This is a genomic window from Pseudomonas putida (assembly GCF_016406145.1).
Classification (GTDB): Bacteria; Pseudomonadota; Gammaproteobacteria; order Pseudomonadales; family Pseudomonadaceae; genus Aquipseudomonas; species Aquipseudomonas putida_E.
Genome location: NZ_CP066306.1, coordinates 2,517,017 through 2,533,152, shown reverse-complemented (window position 1 = coordinate 2,533,152; position 16,136 = coordinate 2,517,017). Strand labels below are relative to the sequence as shown.

At 52.5% G+C, this 16,136-nt stretch carries 12 protein-coding genes; 9 read left to right on the top strand and 3 right to left on the bottom strand.

Translation table 11 applies throughout. The annotated features are described in order from the left end of the window. Positions 1 to 231: 231 nt before the first annotated feature. Positions 232 to 654, top strand: coding sequence for a hypothetical protein (locus JET17_RS11580; protein WP_042111389.1), 423 nt, complete (start codon positions 232 to 234; stop codon positions 652 to 654). Between the two features lie 136 nt (positions 655 to 790). Here JET17_RS11580 and JET17_RS11575 read toward each other — a convergent pair whose 3' ends face one another. The 3 genes from JET17_RS11575 to JET17_RS11565 form a co-directional block, all read right to left on the bottom strand. Further along, a complete protein-coding gene (locus tag JET17_RS11575) occupies positions 791 to 949 on the bottom strand; it encodes a hypothetical protein (protein ID WP_173857510.1) in 159 nt (52 codons plus the stop codon). Positions 950 to 1,084: 135 nt separating this feature from the next. Further along, entirely contained in the window at positions 1,085 to 1,273 is a 189-nt protein-coding gene (locus tag JET17_RS11570; protein ID WP_012314161.1) for an antitoxin Xre/MbcA/ParS toxin-binding domain-containing protein, read from the bottom strand. A gap of 1,571 nt (positions 1,274 to 2,844) precedes the next feature. Next, the gene (locus JET17_RS11565; RefSeq protein ID WP_012314159.1) at positions 2,845 to 3,993 is read right to left on the bottom strand and encodes a hypothetical protein; all 1,149 of its coding nucleotides are present in this window, start codon (positions 3,991 to 3,993) and stop codon (positions 2,845 to 2,847) included. A gap of 1,015 nt (positions 3,994 to 5,008) precedes the next feature. Here JET17_RS11565 and JET17_RS11560 point away from each other — a divergent pair. From JET17_RS11560 to JET17_RS11525, 8 genes are all read left to right on the top strand, one after another. Continuing rightward, the gene (locus JET17_RS11560; protein WP_012314158.1) at positions 5,009 to 5,710 is read left to right on the top strand and encodes a hypothetical protein; all 702 of its coding nucleotides are present in this window, start codon (positions 5,009 to 5,011) and stop codon (positions 5,708 to 5,710) included. Positions 5,711 to 5,889: 179 nt separating this feature from the next. Next, positions 5,890 to 6,141: a hypothetical protein gene (locus JET17_RS11555; protein WP_012314157.1), complete on the top strand. Its 252-nt coding sequence runs from the start codon at positions 5,890 to 5,892 to the stop codon at positions 6,139 to 6,141. 432 nt (positions 6,142 to 6,573) lie between these two features. Then, positions 6,574 to 7,209, top strand: coding sequence for a hypothetical protein (locus JET17_RS11550; protein ID WP_042111387.1), 636 nt, complete (start codon positions 6,574 to 6,576; stop codon positions 7,207 to 7,209). Next, positions 7,206 to 9,086: a DDE-type integrase/transposase/recombinase gene (locus tag JET17_RS11545; RefSeq protein WP_012314155.1), complete on the top strand. Its 1,881-nt coding sequence runs from the start codon at positions 7,206 to 7,208 to the stop codon at positions 9,084 to 9,086. Before JET17_RS11550 ends, JET17_RS11545 begins: the two co-directional genes overlap by 4 nt. A 93-nt stretch (positions 9,087 to 9,179) precedes the next feature. Further along, positions 9,180 to 10,127, top strand: a complete 948-nt coding sequence (locus JET17_RS11540; protein WP_012314154.1) for a TniB family NTP-binding protein — start codon at positions 9,180 to 9,182, stop codon at positions 10,125 to 10,127. Further along, entirely contained in the window at positions 10,120 to 12,666 is a 2,547-nt protein-coding gene (locus tag JET17_RS11535) for a TniQ family protein (protein ID WP_158246729.1), read from the top strand. The genes JET17_RS11540 and JET17_RS11535 overlap by 8 nt, the downstream gene beginning before the upstream one ends. Positions 12,667 to 13,033: 367 nt before the next feature. Further along, complete coding sequence (locus JET17_RS11530) at positions 13,034 to 14,233, top strand: NAD(P)/FAD-dependent oxidoreductase (protein WP_012314152.1); 1,200 nt, start codon at positions 13,034 to 13,036, stop codon at positions 14,231 to 14,233. Between the two features lie 224 nt (positions 14,234 to 14,457). After that, entirely contained in the window at positions 14,458 to 16,083 is a 1,626-nt protein-coding gene (locus JET17_RS11525) for a methyl-accepting chemotaxis protein (RefSeq protein WP_012314151.1), read from the top strand. Positions 16,084 to 16,136 lie beyond the last annotated feature (53 nt).

Sequence of the window (16,136 nt, the reverse complement as noted above, 5' to 3'; positions counted from 1 at the left end):
AAGATTTTCATGGGCCGCTGAAGAAAAAACTGACGACCGAGTCTTTTTGAACAGAAAATTCCCGCATAGCCTCATACCACTCAAGCACTAGGCTAGCCTGTCACAGCGACCTGGCGGTCCCTGCTCACGACACTGGGTCCTGCCCGCACAAGGCCGGATTGTGGGCTTACGGATCAAATCGTTAAATTGGGTGGTAGGCGGCCACTGATCACCAGACGGAAATCCATGTGTATGCGCCCTACCCTTTCCCGTGAAACGGCCATGCTGGAGAAGGGCAAAGTACGCCTCCTGAGAAGCGGTGATTTCTTGACTGCCGATGCGTTTGCCGTGCTGGCTCAGCTGAGCACGGAGCAATGCACTCTTGAACTCAAGGAGTGGAAGCGCGCGGGCAACATCTTTTCGCTGGCTCATGAAGACAAGGAATACTTTCCCCTCTATGCCTTTGACCCCGCTTCGAGCTTCCGCCCATTTTCGTCATTGGCAGCCATCATCACGACGCTCGGCTCCTGCAAGCCTGACTGGGCTATGGCGCTCTGGTTCGGCTCTTCCAATAGCTACCTGGGGGGCCAGATGCCGAAAGATGTGATGATGAACGACCCGGGGCGGGTACTGGATGCCGCCCGAAGCGAGACGTATGGGGCGCTACAGGGTTGATTGGAGCCCAACGGTTTGCCCTGCCTCGCCCGATTCTTAGGCACACCAGACTACGAAACGTTTACCAGCGTAAGCGAAGCAGCTGACACAACAGGCTCAGCATTGGACCCGGGAAAGCGCTTTTTCGCAGGTAGACTTAACCTGCCAGACGCCCTACAGGCTCCCAACTACGGTCTTTGGAGGCAGCAATGTCGAGAAAGCGACTTTGGTTGCTACGCTTGGCCAGTGCTTGGCGTGCTTCTGCTTGCAAACGGGCGGTCATCAGAGGCTTGGGTTCGTGTTTGATCTGCTTCATGGGCACCCCGCGTATCATGACATTTAGGTGGATAGTATTACGCTCAGCGACCCTGCCCAAGCGCTTCGTCGCCTGCTACTCGAATGCGGCAGCCTCGGGACAGGCAGCAACTGCTACCTAGAATTTACGTGGTGATCAATAGACACCGTAATCGAGCCGTACCAGGAAATCCGCAACCTCCATGTACCCCTGATCAGTTTCCAAGAGCATGCACGGCAGACGCCGGCTAAGTCCAATCGCCTGCTTGGTGAGCCATGCTTCAGCCAGTTCAGGATTGCCGAACACTTGCTCAGCTGTCATCAAAATTTGTTCGCGACGCCTCATGAAGCAGCGGTGCTTTAGGCTCCAACACCTGTCAGGAAATGGCGAGCTGAGTACGAGGATTCTAAATACAGTCATGCTGCATAACGCCCGAGTGGTAAACCCCAACTGCATCGGGGAGGTCTGATTTGCGATTGGAGATGTCTCCCAAGGGCTGCCGGTCCTTTACCCTGTAACGGTATTCATGGGGAGAGAATCGTCCCGAGCCAAATAGCAACTGAGCGGTGAACGACTCCACGAACGCAATAGCCTCCCTTTGCACGTAGCGTTCGTAACGGGCGCGATAGGCCCAAGGTAAGGTAGCGCGGTTGCCTAAGCAAAGGCTGACCAGCTCAGATAAGAGGTAGCCACGGACGTCGTAACGCACATCCGCCGCTTTGAGCACAGTTGCATAACAAAAGTGGTAAACGAGCGTTGCATCACGGGAGCTCTGGGGCAATTTTTGATCGCTAATTTCTAAATTCCTATAGCGCCATTAAACAGCTGACGCACTCACGACACCAGCGAGTCAGCGATGAGATAGGTTGGGTTCGGCGCTGGTGAAAGGCAAGAACATTTTAAAAGGGTTTCAACCTGAGGACTCTGTGATCCGACAGAAAAAACTATGCGCATTCCAGGCGCCGAACCCCAGGCCAACCGGGCGAGTTTTCCGAGGACTGTTCGCCGCTAGACAGACGGTTGCCTGTGATCGGTTCATCAGATGATTGGAGCATCTGGAAACCTTGGCGTAAGCCTGGAGTGAGCACGACACGGTTCCCCGTAAGGAGAGCGGTTTTATCTACCGGCGAGGGATTTGTGGTCCCATTACGCTTGAAGATTCTGCGGGCGGCAAGAGCATCCATAAGCGCATGCATCTCGACAATGTTCTCGGGATCACCTGGGTTCGAGTAATCGATCTTTGAACAAACAGGTTCATAGCCACATAATCAAGGGGTCGACGGCGAACTCAGTTTTCGCCATTGGCAGCCATCATTTCGACGCTAGTCCCCAGCCAGCATGACTGCGCTATGGCGCTCTGGTTCAGCTCATCCAATAGCTACCTGAGAGGCCTGATTCCAAGATGTCATGATGGACGACCTGGCGTGGGTACTGGATGCAGCCTGAAGCGATGCGCATGGGACGCTATTCAATTGACGAGCAGATTCATCACTTGGCGTTGACTTCAACGAGGGGTTTTTCCTCGGTCAGCAACAGACGATAGAGCTAACACCACAGGGTCACCCATCAGCGCAGGCATGGCCTGACACCTAATGTGGCGCTAGCGATCGTTGAATAGCGTTGTCGTACCGTTTCACGAAATCCTGATCGCTGTGCACTCCTGATCGGGTTTCTAAAGCCGGCTAGGTCAGCACCGCCCAAGCCAAATTGGTCAACCGTGTACGCCTAGTAGATGACTACCGGGATATGCCCATATGAAGGTCTGAACATATCTGCAAAAAAATGTGCAGAACCCCGTCACCAAAAATCCCTGGCCAAGCCACGAAAGGCCCGCCCCTGTTGAGCTATAAGGGCTGGAAAGCGGCGCGAAAAAATGTGCAGTCTTGCCCCCAAATTGATCTAGGCATCACGCCCCTTCAAGGTGGGCCCTGACCACCAACAAGTCGAGGGCTGCCGCGACGTCGTTTACCCCCAGGGCGAAGCTGACTCCAATCCACCTGCCGGGCTAATGCATCATGCTCCAGCCAGTATTCCAGCACGCGTGTAAATGCCGTCGTGTAAGCCAACCGTTTGAAAGTAAAGACGGCGTCAGCTCGCCATCGTCGTTGCCGCGCGCATCGCGCAAGCAATTCGTCGACAGCGGGAGCCGCTAAGTCTTCCACCCCCTCTGCACTAAACAGAGCCAAGTCTGAAACGAACGGTACGCAACAATGCTGGCCTGGTTTGGGGTTGTTGAAGATACTCAAATCATGAAACATCAAGCGCAGCGTGCGCAATGCTGCAGCTTCGCTCAAACAATACTCGAGACGCAGTTGCGCTTCTAATGTGGCCAAGCGAGCCAGGCGGCCCTCAAATTCTTTCACATCTTGCGGCCATCCCGGTACCGGCCATAGAACACCGCGGCGCATCAATTGATCGATCACCAGAAATAACGCAGTGGCACTTGAACTCACATTCGGATGCAGGCAGTGCAGTAAAAAGACGAGTGCGAATCGCCGAGCAAGCCAGCACCGCGTTGTTTGGTATTGAGGCGCCCGACTCGCCAGTACGGCGAGTTGGATGGACAGTACCGGCCACTCGCCAAGGAGCATCAACCGCTGGCGCGCTGTTGGCGAAGCTTCAAGAAAAGGTCGCTGGTTAATGTGCAGTCGGCGTAATGGCTGATTAAGCATCTTGATCAGATATCGGCGACTCGGCCGCCGCTTCCCTCTTCCCAAGGCATCTAGCAGCCGCGCTGCCTGCTCCAGATGTAGCAGAACAGTCCACAATGGGCTAGCCAGTGTCATCAACACGATGGGAAAGGCACGGCAGGCCGCTTCACGCACCCTTAGCGACATCATCACTCCACTGCAAAAGCGAGACCACTTACCCCGACAGCCTTCACTGGCAAAGCCAAAAACTACCGTTTCAAATCTCTTCCCATATTCCCCAAAGGCGTCGTATGGCGCTGGAGCCGCAACGATATCCGCTGCGCTGGCCAGTGTTTGAGCCACTATGCGCGCGTAAATGCTTCTGATCGTGCCTCGCAGATTGGAAGGTAAGCCGTCACCCTCGGTAGCCTTCACGACGTCGCCCCCTACTAGATGTTCACTTTATTAAACACCTTTTTGAGGCCATTGATAGAGCCAAGTAATGAAGGCCGGAAAAATTAATTCAAAATCGGTAACAATAATTAAAAATAAAAAGCTCGATACATATATTTAAACAGCATAACCCGATCATTTGGGCATTTCTACGAAAAAGATTTCGCAAAACTCCCAAATATTGCGTTGCGAGAACTCCAGCAGGGTGAGCCACAATACGAATCCGAAGCGGAAAACGACCCTAACTTGACCAGCCTGGAGAACCATCATGGTGCGCCGCGATAAGATCCTCTACATGCCTGCACTCCGGAAAACTGCTTGCCAGCGCCAGGGTGTTCCTGAGCGCCGTTGGTCCTTTAAAGCGTCTCAAACCACCGCTAAAGCGTCCGCAACGCAATTTGAGGCAGCTTTCCTTTGGGAGCGGAACCAAATTGGAGCGGAGCTGGTGATAGGGGATGAAACGTGTACCGATATTTACGCATCCCAAATTGCTTGGGCTGCACGCTCACACGTGATTTGGGCCTATCGCTTCGCAGAAACACTCGCAACTTTGAGAAAGACTCCTTGGGTCGTTGACCCCCGTTGTCTCATGCAGCGCCGAGCACATATCCATTCCAAGAAACATTACTCATTCAATTCTCTCGTAATCGGCTCCTCACTTAGCGCTCCCTGCCTCCTTATTAGGCCCATGCCCGCGTTCCCTTCCCACTTCCGTAAGTGGGCGCGGTTGCAAGTAGGCAGGTCGTGTGCCGACGCTGATGGGTGCATAGCCCTGACGGCTACTCGTCGCCGCATGATTTTTTCCGCTTTGACCGTCTTTCGAAGGACGCACGTGCTCTCGTTCTCCTGAAGACGCGAAGTCTATGCAAAAACGCATAGGGATCCTGCGATGAGTCCTGGAGCAAACTTCTCTGTGGTCAGTCCTGCTCATTGCGGTGATCCCTTTCATACAACGACCGGCCAACATTGATTGGTGCGTAGAAATCAGGAGGTAGCTATGTTCACTTATCCTTTCAGCATGCTTCCAAACGGTGTCTCGGTAACTCAGCCCCCCTCTTGGAAGAGCATTCTCTCAACACCACGCCTCGCGCATTTCCGGTCCATGAAAAATGGCCTGATCATGTCCTGCAACCCAAGGCACGCCTCCTTCTGTATCCGCCTCGAATGTGACTGGCGAATTAACGCTTATACCAACCGTCCGTTTGCCTTCCACTTCACCGATCAGCATTACACCGTGTATCCAACCTACGTTGCTTGCCTGACTGATGGGACCTGTTTGCATTATCAGTTGACCACGCGCGAGCAGAGGTACGATCCCGAAATCCGCAGCCTTCTGCGGCAGTGCCGCGTCTGTTTTGCAGATGTTGGACTCACCTTGAAACAGGTCGATGTCGGCCTGGACTGCCCTTCACTTCGTCGCCTGTACCACGAAGCCACTCTCGGTTCCGCCTCACAGATCCCGGCCATTCAGCAATTGCTGAAAGAGCAACCCCATGGGCGGGCGACGCTTGACTATCTGCTCCATCAGGGCATGCAAAAATACGATGTCGCCTACGGTCTCTTCCATCATTTCCTGGCTGCAGACCTGACCCGGCCACTGACAGCGGAAACTGAAATCGCAACAGCTAAAGCTATGCCGCCTCATCTCCCCACCGGCTCGCCTGCTAGTGATGCCCCTTTGCTGTCAAGCGCAGCCTAACGGGCCTGGCTTGACCTGATGGACGCGGTCGTTAACAGAAACCTTCTACGATCGAGAGCAACTGTATCGCTTTTGGGACGCACCTCAGAGCCGACTCCGGTCACGGCGGTGACGCAAGCTATTGCAGCCGCCTGCCCCCAAAAATTCATGTGAATCGACACACTCAAAAGGAGCAAACAATGATTATCTCTTCTGAACATGCATTAAAGTCTGTGCTTCGCGACGACCTAGATGGCGGTGCACCCCAACATTACATTGTCGATAGAGCAGCTGAATATGTACCTAAAAACATACTAGGCACGATCATGATGCTGGGTTGTGAAATCTACTACTGCGAACCAGCTCCACCCAATCAAAAACCTTACATAGAATCATTTTTCCGCGTCCTACCCAAAGAATTAGAGGCTCTGATGATAAGGTCAACTTTTTAGCTTCTGCTGATCCCGACGACTGTGAAGATACAGTCCATGCGCAGATCACGCGCCTACGAACATCGCCAAAGGCGACCAGGCATGGCCGCCTAATTAACTGCCACCAGTTTGGCTTTTATTTGGTCGAACAGCAACTCACTGTGTAACCAAACGACTTTTCTCAACCAACTGATGTTACTGGTCCGAGCTATCAGTTGACCACGTCTGAACAGATGTACGATCCCGAAGTTCGCAGACTTCTACGGCTATGCCAAGTGTGTTTCGACAGCAATATAGAGGTGTCCTCGCCGCCAGGCGTTCTACGATCGTGATCACCTGTCTCGCCATAGGGACGCACCACAGCCTCCACTGTAGCCACTGCGTTGGCGAACCAGCCATCACAACCGGCTGCCCCCAATTGATTTGAGTCAACGCACTCAAATGGAGCAAGCAATGATTACCTCCGCCGAAAGTGCAATCAAGTTTTTGCCTCGCAAGGAACTACGTAGGGGCTGTCATGGTAAACGAGTGACCTTGTTGTATTCGCGTAAGAATGACACCCCTGTGGCCTGCGCCAACGTCCTGCAAGCCGAGCAGTGCATTTACCTTGAATACCGTAAGGACGTCATCGCCTACGAATGCCGCCCGCCCACCCTTTGCCGAGGCACAACCGTGTTCAATGCTGACTTCCTGGTTCATCTAAAAACGGGATCAAGGGTGTATTACAAGGTGCTCAGTCCGCGTTTTCGGGAGATGCCTGACGCACAGCAAGCAATGAATGCAGTGGAGACCATGCTGCTGGATAGCGGCTACTTCTTTCACTGGATTGAGCATGCCCAACTACCCAATTCCATCATTACCCAAAACTTGCAGTACCTCTACCACCATAGCTTGGCTGGAAGTGAAAGCTCTGCACAGCGGGTATGCCAATTGGTGAGTGACGTACAACCTAACCGAACGGATCTAAAGACCCTTATAGACATGGATGTGGCCACCTCAGATATCTGTTACGCAATTTTTCAAGGCCATCTGTCGGTCAACCTCAATCAAAAGTTGACACTGTCGACCCACATTTGGAGGCAATCATGAACGCGTTCGAAATGAAAGTCGGGGAGCGCTACCAGTACCGCGGCTGCCGCTACGAAGTTACCCAGATTCGCGGTGAACACATCCAATTGCGAGCGACCGAAGGCACCAAAACTATACTGCGGAACACTTTGCCCCTACTCTATGGGGCATGGAAAAGTGGTCGACTTGTAAAAGTTCAAGAAGCACCTATCCAACATGAACCTACAGCTGTTCTGGCTGGATTACCCAAGCGTATTGCAGAAGGATATAACCGCCGGCAGCATTATACGAAGCCGGTCAATGATCGCTTCCCAGGCAGGCTGCCTAGTGTCCTGACACGAGCATTGATTCACAAACTTGCTCAACAGATCAATGATATCAGCGCGCCAAGCCTGAATACCGTACGGGGATGGGTCCGCAAACTGCGACTCGGCGGAGAAAACTATATTAGCCTAGTACCGAAGACCCGAACCAGACTCAAGCAACGGATAGACAATCAGCCTCACGAGGTACAACAAATCATTGAGGCGGAAATTAAGCTCCACTACTTAAATGAGGAACCTGCCCGAAAAACCGAAGTGATCGACACGATTCTCGAGACACTCGACGAAGTTAATGAGACCCGCCCCCTCTACGACAAGTTAAAAGCTCCGTCCTGCTCGACCTTGAATCGAATCTTACGGGAAGTCGATAGCTATGAAAAAGATCTCGCACAGAAGGGTGTTAAGTATGCCCGCCGGCAGCACCACTGGTCCGTTAAACACAGTAGGGCAACACATGTCTTGGAACTGATAGAGGCCGACACCCAAATGCTGCATGTAATATTAGTCGATCAGTTTGGCCAGGTAATTGGGCGACCATACTTGACCGCCTTTATGGACGTTTGTAGCCGAATGATCTGCGCGTGGGCTGTATCATTCAATCCACCCTCTTTGGACACCACATTAAGAGCGCTTCGTTTGTCCTTGTCTAGCGACAATCCATATGGCGGTGTAGGCCAACGTTACGTTTTTGATGGTGGACCTGAGTACATAGCTGAAAACTTACAACGCATTATCATGATGCTGGGCGGGGAAATCTGCTACTGCGAACCAGGTTCTCCCAACCAAAAGCCCCACATCGAAGCTTTTTTCGGAACTCTTTCCAAAGAGCTAATTCACCTGATGCCAGGGACGACTTTTGCCGCCCCTGCTGATCGCGGCGAGTACGACTCCGAGGAGCGAGCAATGTTGCAACTTGACGAGTTAGTCGAATTTATTGGCCGATGGATTTCAGAGGTTTACGCTGAACGGAGACACAGCACCATCGGAATTTCACCCCGGCAAGCCTGGGAGAAATACAGCAACGCTCTTTTTCAACCAAAACGATACTCATCGGATGAACTAAACAAACATTTTTGGCAAGCATTCAGAGCGACGCCAAGCCAAGGAAGGTTACGCTTTGATTCGCTGTTTTGGACAGGCCCAGCGGTCGGCTACCTTGCTAATCAGTATTCCACAGAGAAGAAACTACTGGTTTATTACGACCGTAGCAATTTAGGAAAAGCTTGGGTCTGCCACCCTGATCACCGTGAAGAGGTATTCGAATTAGAAGCGGTAGACGCTGACTATCAAGACGGCCTTACCCTGCACCTCCATAAGCTCATACAAAAACGCGTGCGCGAAGACCGGCAGAAATTTAACTCTCGCGTAGCACGGAGAGCCAGGGTCAAAATCCTGCGTGAGATCTCCGATATTAAGAACAAGAAAAATCGGCTCAAACGTCATCGTATTGAAGAGTGCAAAGAGGGAATGCAACTCAAGCCGAAGAAAAGTAAGTTGATCCAACGCACGAAACCTGTAGTGGATTACCCCTATCATCAAGACACACCAGATGATTACTCGGCACCTGGAATTTAACGCAGCAGCAAATCAAATTAAGGGAAAAAACCTGCATTTACCTTCACTACCTTTCAGTGGATCAGTGAGGGCTAGATATCCTTGGAGGTCATCATGACACCGGACATGGCCAGTGCCTTGCACGCATTTGATAAAACCATCATTTTCTACCCAAGCTTTCGCCGAGCGTTTTCGCAAATCCAGAACGCGATTGAAAACACACAAACATTGGGGAGGCCAGTTTGTGCTTTACTTTCTGCCCCTAGCGGGCTTGGAAAATCGACGCTGCTCAACTATTTTCGCACCCTTCACCAACCCGACGATGTTAGGGAAGACGGTGTCTACACACGGATGCCAGTAATCTACTGCGAAGTTCCTGCCCAAGCAACCGTCAAAGGCCTTATAACTAATATCTTGCGCATGTTGATCAATCGGACACCTGGGGGCACACGAGAAAAGCTGACGCACCAACTCGTCACGTGCTTGATCACAGCAGGTGTCAAAGTAATTTTTCTCGACGAAATTCAACGCCTGTGCGTCACCGCCGGGGAAAACGTTCGGGTTGACTCGTTAGCATGGATAGTTTCTCTTTTGAATACACTCCGGATTCCAATTATTCTTTCGGGCACCGAAGAGTGCATAAATATTCGTGACAACAACAGAGCTTTTGCACGCCGTTATCCATACCTAGTAGAGTTGAATAACTTCCATTACTCAGAAGGGCCGGATTCTGAGTTTTATTCGATGCTCCAAAAACTTGACTCCAGTATGTACCAGCTAACACCGCTCGGTCTTGGGGCGCATCTGAACGACCGAGCTATTGCATCGGCGTTATACGTTGCCACCAATGGTAACATCGGGACACTGCGCCTTATTATCAGCGACGCCCTAAAATATTGCCTCAATCGTAACGGAACCATGTCCCTTACTGCAAATGACTTCCTAATCGCCACTGAATATATTGATCTGCCCGAACGCCTAAGCGCGACCAACCCTTTCACACTCAGCTACTCGGAGCTCAAAGAAATAATAAACGAAAAAGATGGAGACCCTGATGAATAACTTACTATTTATTCCTATCCCACAAGCGGAAGAAAGCCCCACCAGCATACTTAAACGCATGGCATTTAAACATGGATGTTTTTACGGGCGTGAAATTTTCAAAATCTTGGGCACTACCTCCATTAGCTCTGCTCCTATTTGTCAAGACAATCCAGCAATAATGAAAATGGCTGAGGAGGCTGGCCATCTTCGAGACCTAGTCCTCAATGGTTTCTACCCGCCCGCACCAGATGAGGTAGTGACATCTTCATTGATAATCAGCGGCATAAAAGTGCCTAGAAAGTACATAAGAGCACGCAACAATGCATTTTGCTCTAACTGCTGGAAAGAAGGCAAGGAACACTTCATAATAGACATAAAACTAAGCACATTTTGCCCATTCCACCACACTCAATACATTCTGATATGCCCACGCTGCAAAAAATCAATTAAATGGTGGAAGCCGATAGAGGACAAATGCCAATGCGGTTGCGTCCTCAAGTCGCCTCCCTGCGACCCAGCGGACACGGTGATTGAGCAATTTTTGCTTAAAATATTCCGAACCCATGACCAGGAAAAATTCGACGCATTGCAAAAAATTTTAATATCCATTACAAATTCATTTGCGTGTGACTGGCAGAGCTCAACAGGCCGAGCCATTTTGGGTATTGCAATAGGCGTTATCGACGAATGCCAATCACTGATAGAAGAAAACCTTAAGAAATTTCGCACCCTTTATCCAGACATACCCGCCCGGGTGCTGTTCGCTAAATTCTCTCGAATCCCACACCCTATGATGCAGAACTCAGTGTTACGCGTATTACGCCACCGCTGCAGTGAGGAAAAACCGCCCCTGCAATACAAAGATAACAGCTTAAATGCTAAGAAAGGTAAACCTATAGAGTTCATACTTATCAGCTCACAACTCATGGCGTGGCTTAAAATCCCGATGCCACACTGGCCTGCATTCGTCTCATCTGTTGTAAAAGTTAGTGACCGTGGCCCGTACACTTGGCGTCAGGCGCTCGCTATTTCTGACGCGGCGTTAAAATTCCGTCTCAACATCGGCAAACTAAAGGCAAGCCCAGCACTACCGCTACATCTGTCAAGATACGAGACAATGCAAAAATTATGCATTAGCCTAAAGATGCTCCGCGAGATCTTGAACGAAGGTCTTTTAACCGGACTGCGAACTCCGACCAGCAAATTAGTTATCACTACCGAATCCGTATCTCGGTTTGACGATGACTTAACGTCAATTGAGCTATTAGCAGCCAGCCACAACCTTACAACATCACGCATCTTCAAGGCGCGAGCAGCGCTTAGAATTTTGCCCCCTAGCTGCAGAAGTCGGCTATTACAAGAAAAATTGATACACCGGAAAGATCATTCAGCAATCATAGCCTACTGCAACTCCTCCGTAACTCCTCCGCCTGTACGCACACTTAACCTTCCCATGATTTCAGACTCACCCACCGAAACTTGGCTTACGGTTACAGAGGGTGCGTGCTACATGGGAAGGAGCAGAATGGTAATACGAAGTCTAGTTTCGAAGGGGCTATTAAAAGGCGCTTATACTTTCGAAACCAAAAATGGCTTCTCGGTTAGCAAAGAATCCATTGATACGTTTCTTGATAAACATTTCAACTCACGCGATGCAGCAAACCTACTTGGATGCGCTATAAATCGCCAATCTAGCAAAGCAGCTGAACTCAATATAGTTCCAGTCCGCAGTCCTGAGGTAGATGGCACGCCCTGTATCTTTTATTCTAAAGACAGTTTCAAGAACTTGCAGAACAAGACCGCTAAAGGAGCAACTATAGAAGATGGAAATGGCCTAACGATCACTGAAACTGCCAAACTTCTTCACGTAGACGCCGCAGCAATAGCTTCAATGGCAAATCGCAACCTTTTGAAGTCTATTTATCACCTGACACGTAAACGTCGGCTAATAACCAGCTCGTCAGTTAATGAATTTTATGAGCTTTATGTGAGAGCAGCTACTTTAGCCGATTGGTTAGGCATTACCCCTTCAAAAATCGTCAAAGCTCTTTCTCAGCTTGGAATTGCGCCAATCACAGGAAGTCCACTGGACATCTCGCGCTCGCGCTTATATTCTATTGAATCCTTAACAAATTCTCCTTTTTTCATTAGAAATACCTCCCCCGAAAAGAACCAACCACCTGCAAAACACCGAGCAGGCCTAGATCACTGCCTCAAACTAAATCTACACAATTTACAGAGCGTTATCAAATCCCACAACATAAGCCCTCTTGCATTTTACAACTTATTCAGCAAGCCAGGCACTATTAAAATTATCACCATTAACAAATTAAAATTCATCACCCCTATCGACAAAAATAAAATTGATGAAATCCTTAGTAACTATTACACTTGCCCACAAGCCAATCTCATTCTAAAACCTAAGTTTGCAGAAGCTCTAATTAAAACAGGTAAACTCATCGCGCGCTACCCGTTATCTTCTGCCACAACGACCCCTTTGCTGTCAAAAAAAGATGTACATGACTACATCAAGTCCCTTAAATCCTCAGAAAAATAATTAATTCTCTTAATTTTAGATCTCAAATCTTTGGCATGATTTGGCTCTTACTGTGACTGTTTTCGACAAAACTCAGAGAAACTTGACAGTCAACTGTTAAGTCATTTTGGCATTCCTATGTAATTCAAAGGGCAAAATTCACCGTCAGATTGAAAAATGGGGCCAGGAATGCCATTGGTCGCTAGCCGTGATCCCTCTGTATCTCCATGGAAACCTTTATTCATATGCCTTTCAGCGTTCAGATCCGTTCTTTGGTCAGCGTTCGGCAGGAAAAAAGAGTTGCACGGATAAACTACGATCGCTACAGTCGTAGTTATTCGAGGCAGACACACCCCGCTCGAAGCCCCCTTACCCACGGAGCATCCTCATGAAATCTAACGTTCTGATCATCGGTGCCGGCTTTGCCGGTGTATGGAGTGCATTGAGCGCCGCCCGCCTGCTCGACAAGGCCCGGCGCGACGACCTGAGCATCAGCGTGCTGGCGCCCCAGCCTGAACTGCGTATCCGGCCACGCTTCTACGAAGCCGACGTGCATGCCATGAAGGCGCCAGTGGGTGAGCTGTTCGAAGCCGTGGGCGTGCAGTTCCTCGAAGGCCACGCGCAGACCATCGACCCCCAAGGGCGCAGCGTGAGCTACACCGACGCAAGCGGCCTGCCCCAGCAAATCGCCTATGACCGCCTGATCCTGGCAGCCGGCAGCCAGGTGGCGCGCCCGGCGATAGCAGGTATGGCCGAACACACTTTTGACGTCGACCAGATGGAGTCGGCTGTGCGCCTCGAGCAGCACTTGGCGGGCTTGGCCGCCCTGCCCGCCTCACCGGCACGCAACACCGTGGTGGTTTGCGGCGGTGGTTTCACGGGCATCGAGACCGCTACTGAAATGCCTGCCCGCCTGCGTGCCGTGCTCGGTGACGCAGCGGTGCGCGTGCTGGTGGTCGACCGCGGTACCCGTGTAGGCGCCGCGCTGGGCGCGGGCATCACGCCTTCGATTGTCGCGGCTTGCGAACAGGCGGGCGTCGAGTGGTTGGCCGGTACATCGGTGGTTGCGGTTGATGCCGGTGGCGTCACCTTGGACAACGGCGAGTACATCGCCAGTAAAACCGTAATCTGGACTGTGGGCGTCAAGGCAAGCCCGCTGACCGCCCAGGTGGCCGGCGAGCGCGACAACTTCGGCCGTCTGAAGGTAGACGACCACCTCAAGGTGGTTGGCCAGGCACACATCTACGCCACGGGTGACACCGCCTGGGCAGCCGTCGACGAACTGGGCAACCATGCGCTGATGACCTGCCAGCACGCCATCCCCATGGGCCGCTACGCTGGCAACAATGCCATGGCCGACCTGCTCGGCGAACAGCCGGTGGTGTATCGCCAACCCAAGTACGTCACCTGTCTGGACCTGGGTGGCTGGGGCGCGGCGTTCAGTGAAGGCTGGGAGCGCGAACTTAAATTGCAAGGCCAGGAAGGCAAAGCCCTCAAGCGCCAGATCAACACCGTATGGATCTATCCACCAGCCGCTGACCGTGCCTTGGCCCTGGCGGCCGCCGACCCATTGATTCCGATCGTTTAACTGCAATTTCCTGACAGATCCGTCAATAAATGACGGTTTTATCAGCTGATGACGCTGCATTGAATGTCTGGTCAATAATGATGGCAATATGGCACTATTCTGAAAAACAATAATCAGAGGTGAGGCACATAACTATATTGCAGCACATTGAGAGCTTGGCACCGCCCCGGTGAACCGGGAGTTTGCCATGCCCTTGATTGCGCACCACCGTCAAGGAACATTCCATGCAGTTACGGAATATGAAGATCGGCATTCGCGCTGCCAGCGTATTTGCCCTGTTGGGCGCCCTGGTCCTGGTCATGGGCCTTATAGCACTTTACGAAACCCGGCAGATGGACGAGGCCACGGACGAAATCCGCGTCACCTGGATGCCTGCCGTGGTCGCCCTCGGTGACATCAGTACCAACCTCGGCCGCGCCCGCGCTATCACCCTGCGCGCCGCGCTGGATGACAGCCACAGCGAGCGCATGCGCAACATCGAGTTGTTCAAACGCATCAATGAGCAACTCAACAACGGCCTGAAAGACTATGAAGCCACCATCATCGCCGCCGATGACCGTGCCCTGTTCAACGCATTGATCGCGGCCCATCAACAGTACTTCGGCCTGCAGTCGCAGGTACTCAAAGACATTGCCGCCGGCCGCATGGCCGAGGCCAAGCAGCAGATCAGCGGGCCGCTCACCCAGCACGCCGACACCATGATGAAAGCCCTGTCGGCCTTGATCACGTATAACAGCAAGGGGGCCGAACAAGCCTCGCAGCGCAGCAGTGACGTGGCCGACGAAGCCTTCGCAGCCATTATCGGTTCACTGCTGGTGATCATGATCGCCTTGGTGGCCATTGCCACCGTGCTTACCCGCAGCATCGTCGTGCCATTGGCAGATGCCGTGGCCGTGGCCGAACGTGTCGCCACCGGCGACCTGACCCAGGACATCACGATTACCGGCCGCGATGAACCAGCCTTGCTGCTGCGCGCCCTGAGCCGCATGCAGGCAAGCCTGCGCGATACCATTCGCAAGATTGCGGCCTCGTCCGACCAGCTGGCCTCGGCTTCGGAAGAGCTGCACACGGTTACCGAAGATACCAGCCGTGGCCTGCACCAACAGAGCGCGGAGATCGACCAGGCGGCGACGGCCGTCAACCAGATGACCGCCGCCGTAGAAGAAGTGGCGAACAACGCGGTGAGCACTGCAGATGCGTCCCAGGGCGCCGACCGCACCACGCGCGATGGCCGCGATCAGGTCAACCAGGCGCTGGCCTCTATCCAGCACCTGGTCGATGACGTCACCGGCACCTCTGCCGAAATCGAGCAGTTGGCCAGCAATGCCAACGAGATCAGCCGCGTGCTCGATGTGATTGGCGCGATTGCCGGCCAGACCAACCTGCTGGCCCTCAACGCTGCCATCGAAGCGGCACGTGCCGGTGAAGCGGGCCGTGGTTTTGCCGTGGTCGCCGATGAAGTGCGTGCCCTTGCCCACCGCACCCAGCAGTCCACCGCAGAGATCGAACAGATGATCGCAGGGATTCAGAACGGTACCGAGCGTGCGGTGACGGCCATGCACAGCAGCCAAGGCCGTGCCACCGGTACGCTTGAAGTGGCACAGGGTGCCGGGCAGGCGCTGGAAGTGATTGCCGAAGCGATCGCTTCGATCAACCAGCGCAACCTGGTGATCGCCAGTGCTTCGGAAGAACAGGCACAAGTGGCGCGGGAGGTGGACCGCAACCTGGTCAACATCCGCGACCTGGCGATGCAGACCTCGGCGGGCGCCAATCAGACCAGTGCGGCGGCGCAGGATTTGTCGCGCCTGGCGGTTGATTTGAACGGCATGGTCGCGCAGTTCAAAGTCTGATCTGAAACTACAGGGGCCGCGTTGCGGCCCTTTCGCGACACAAGGCCGCTCCT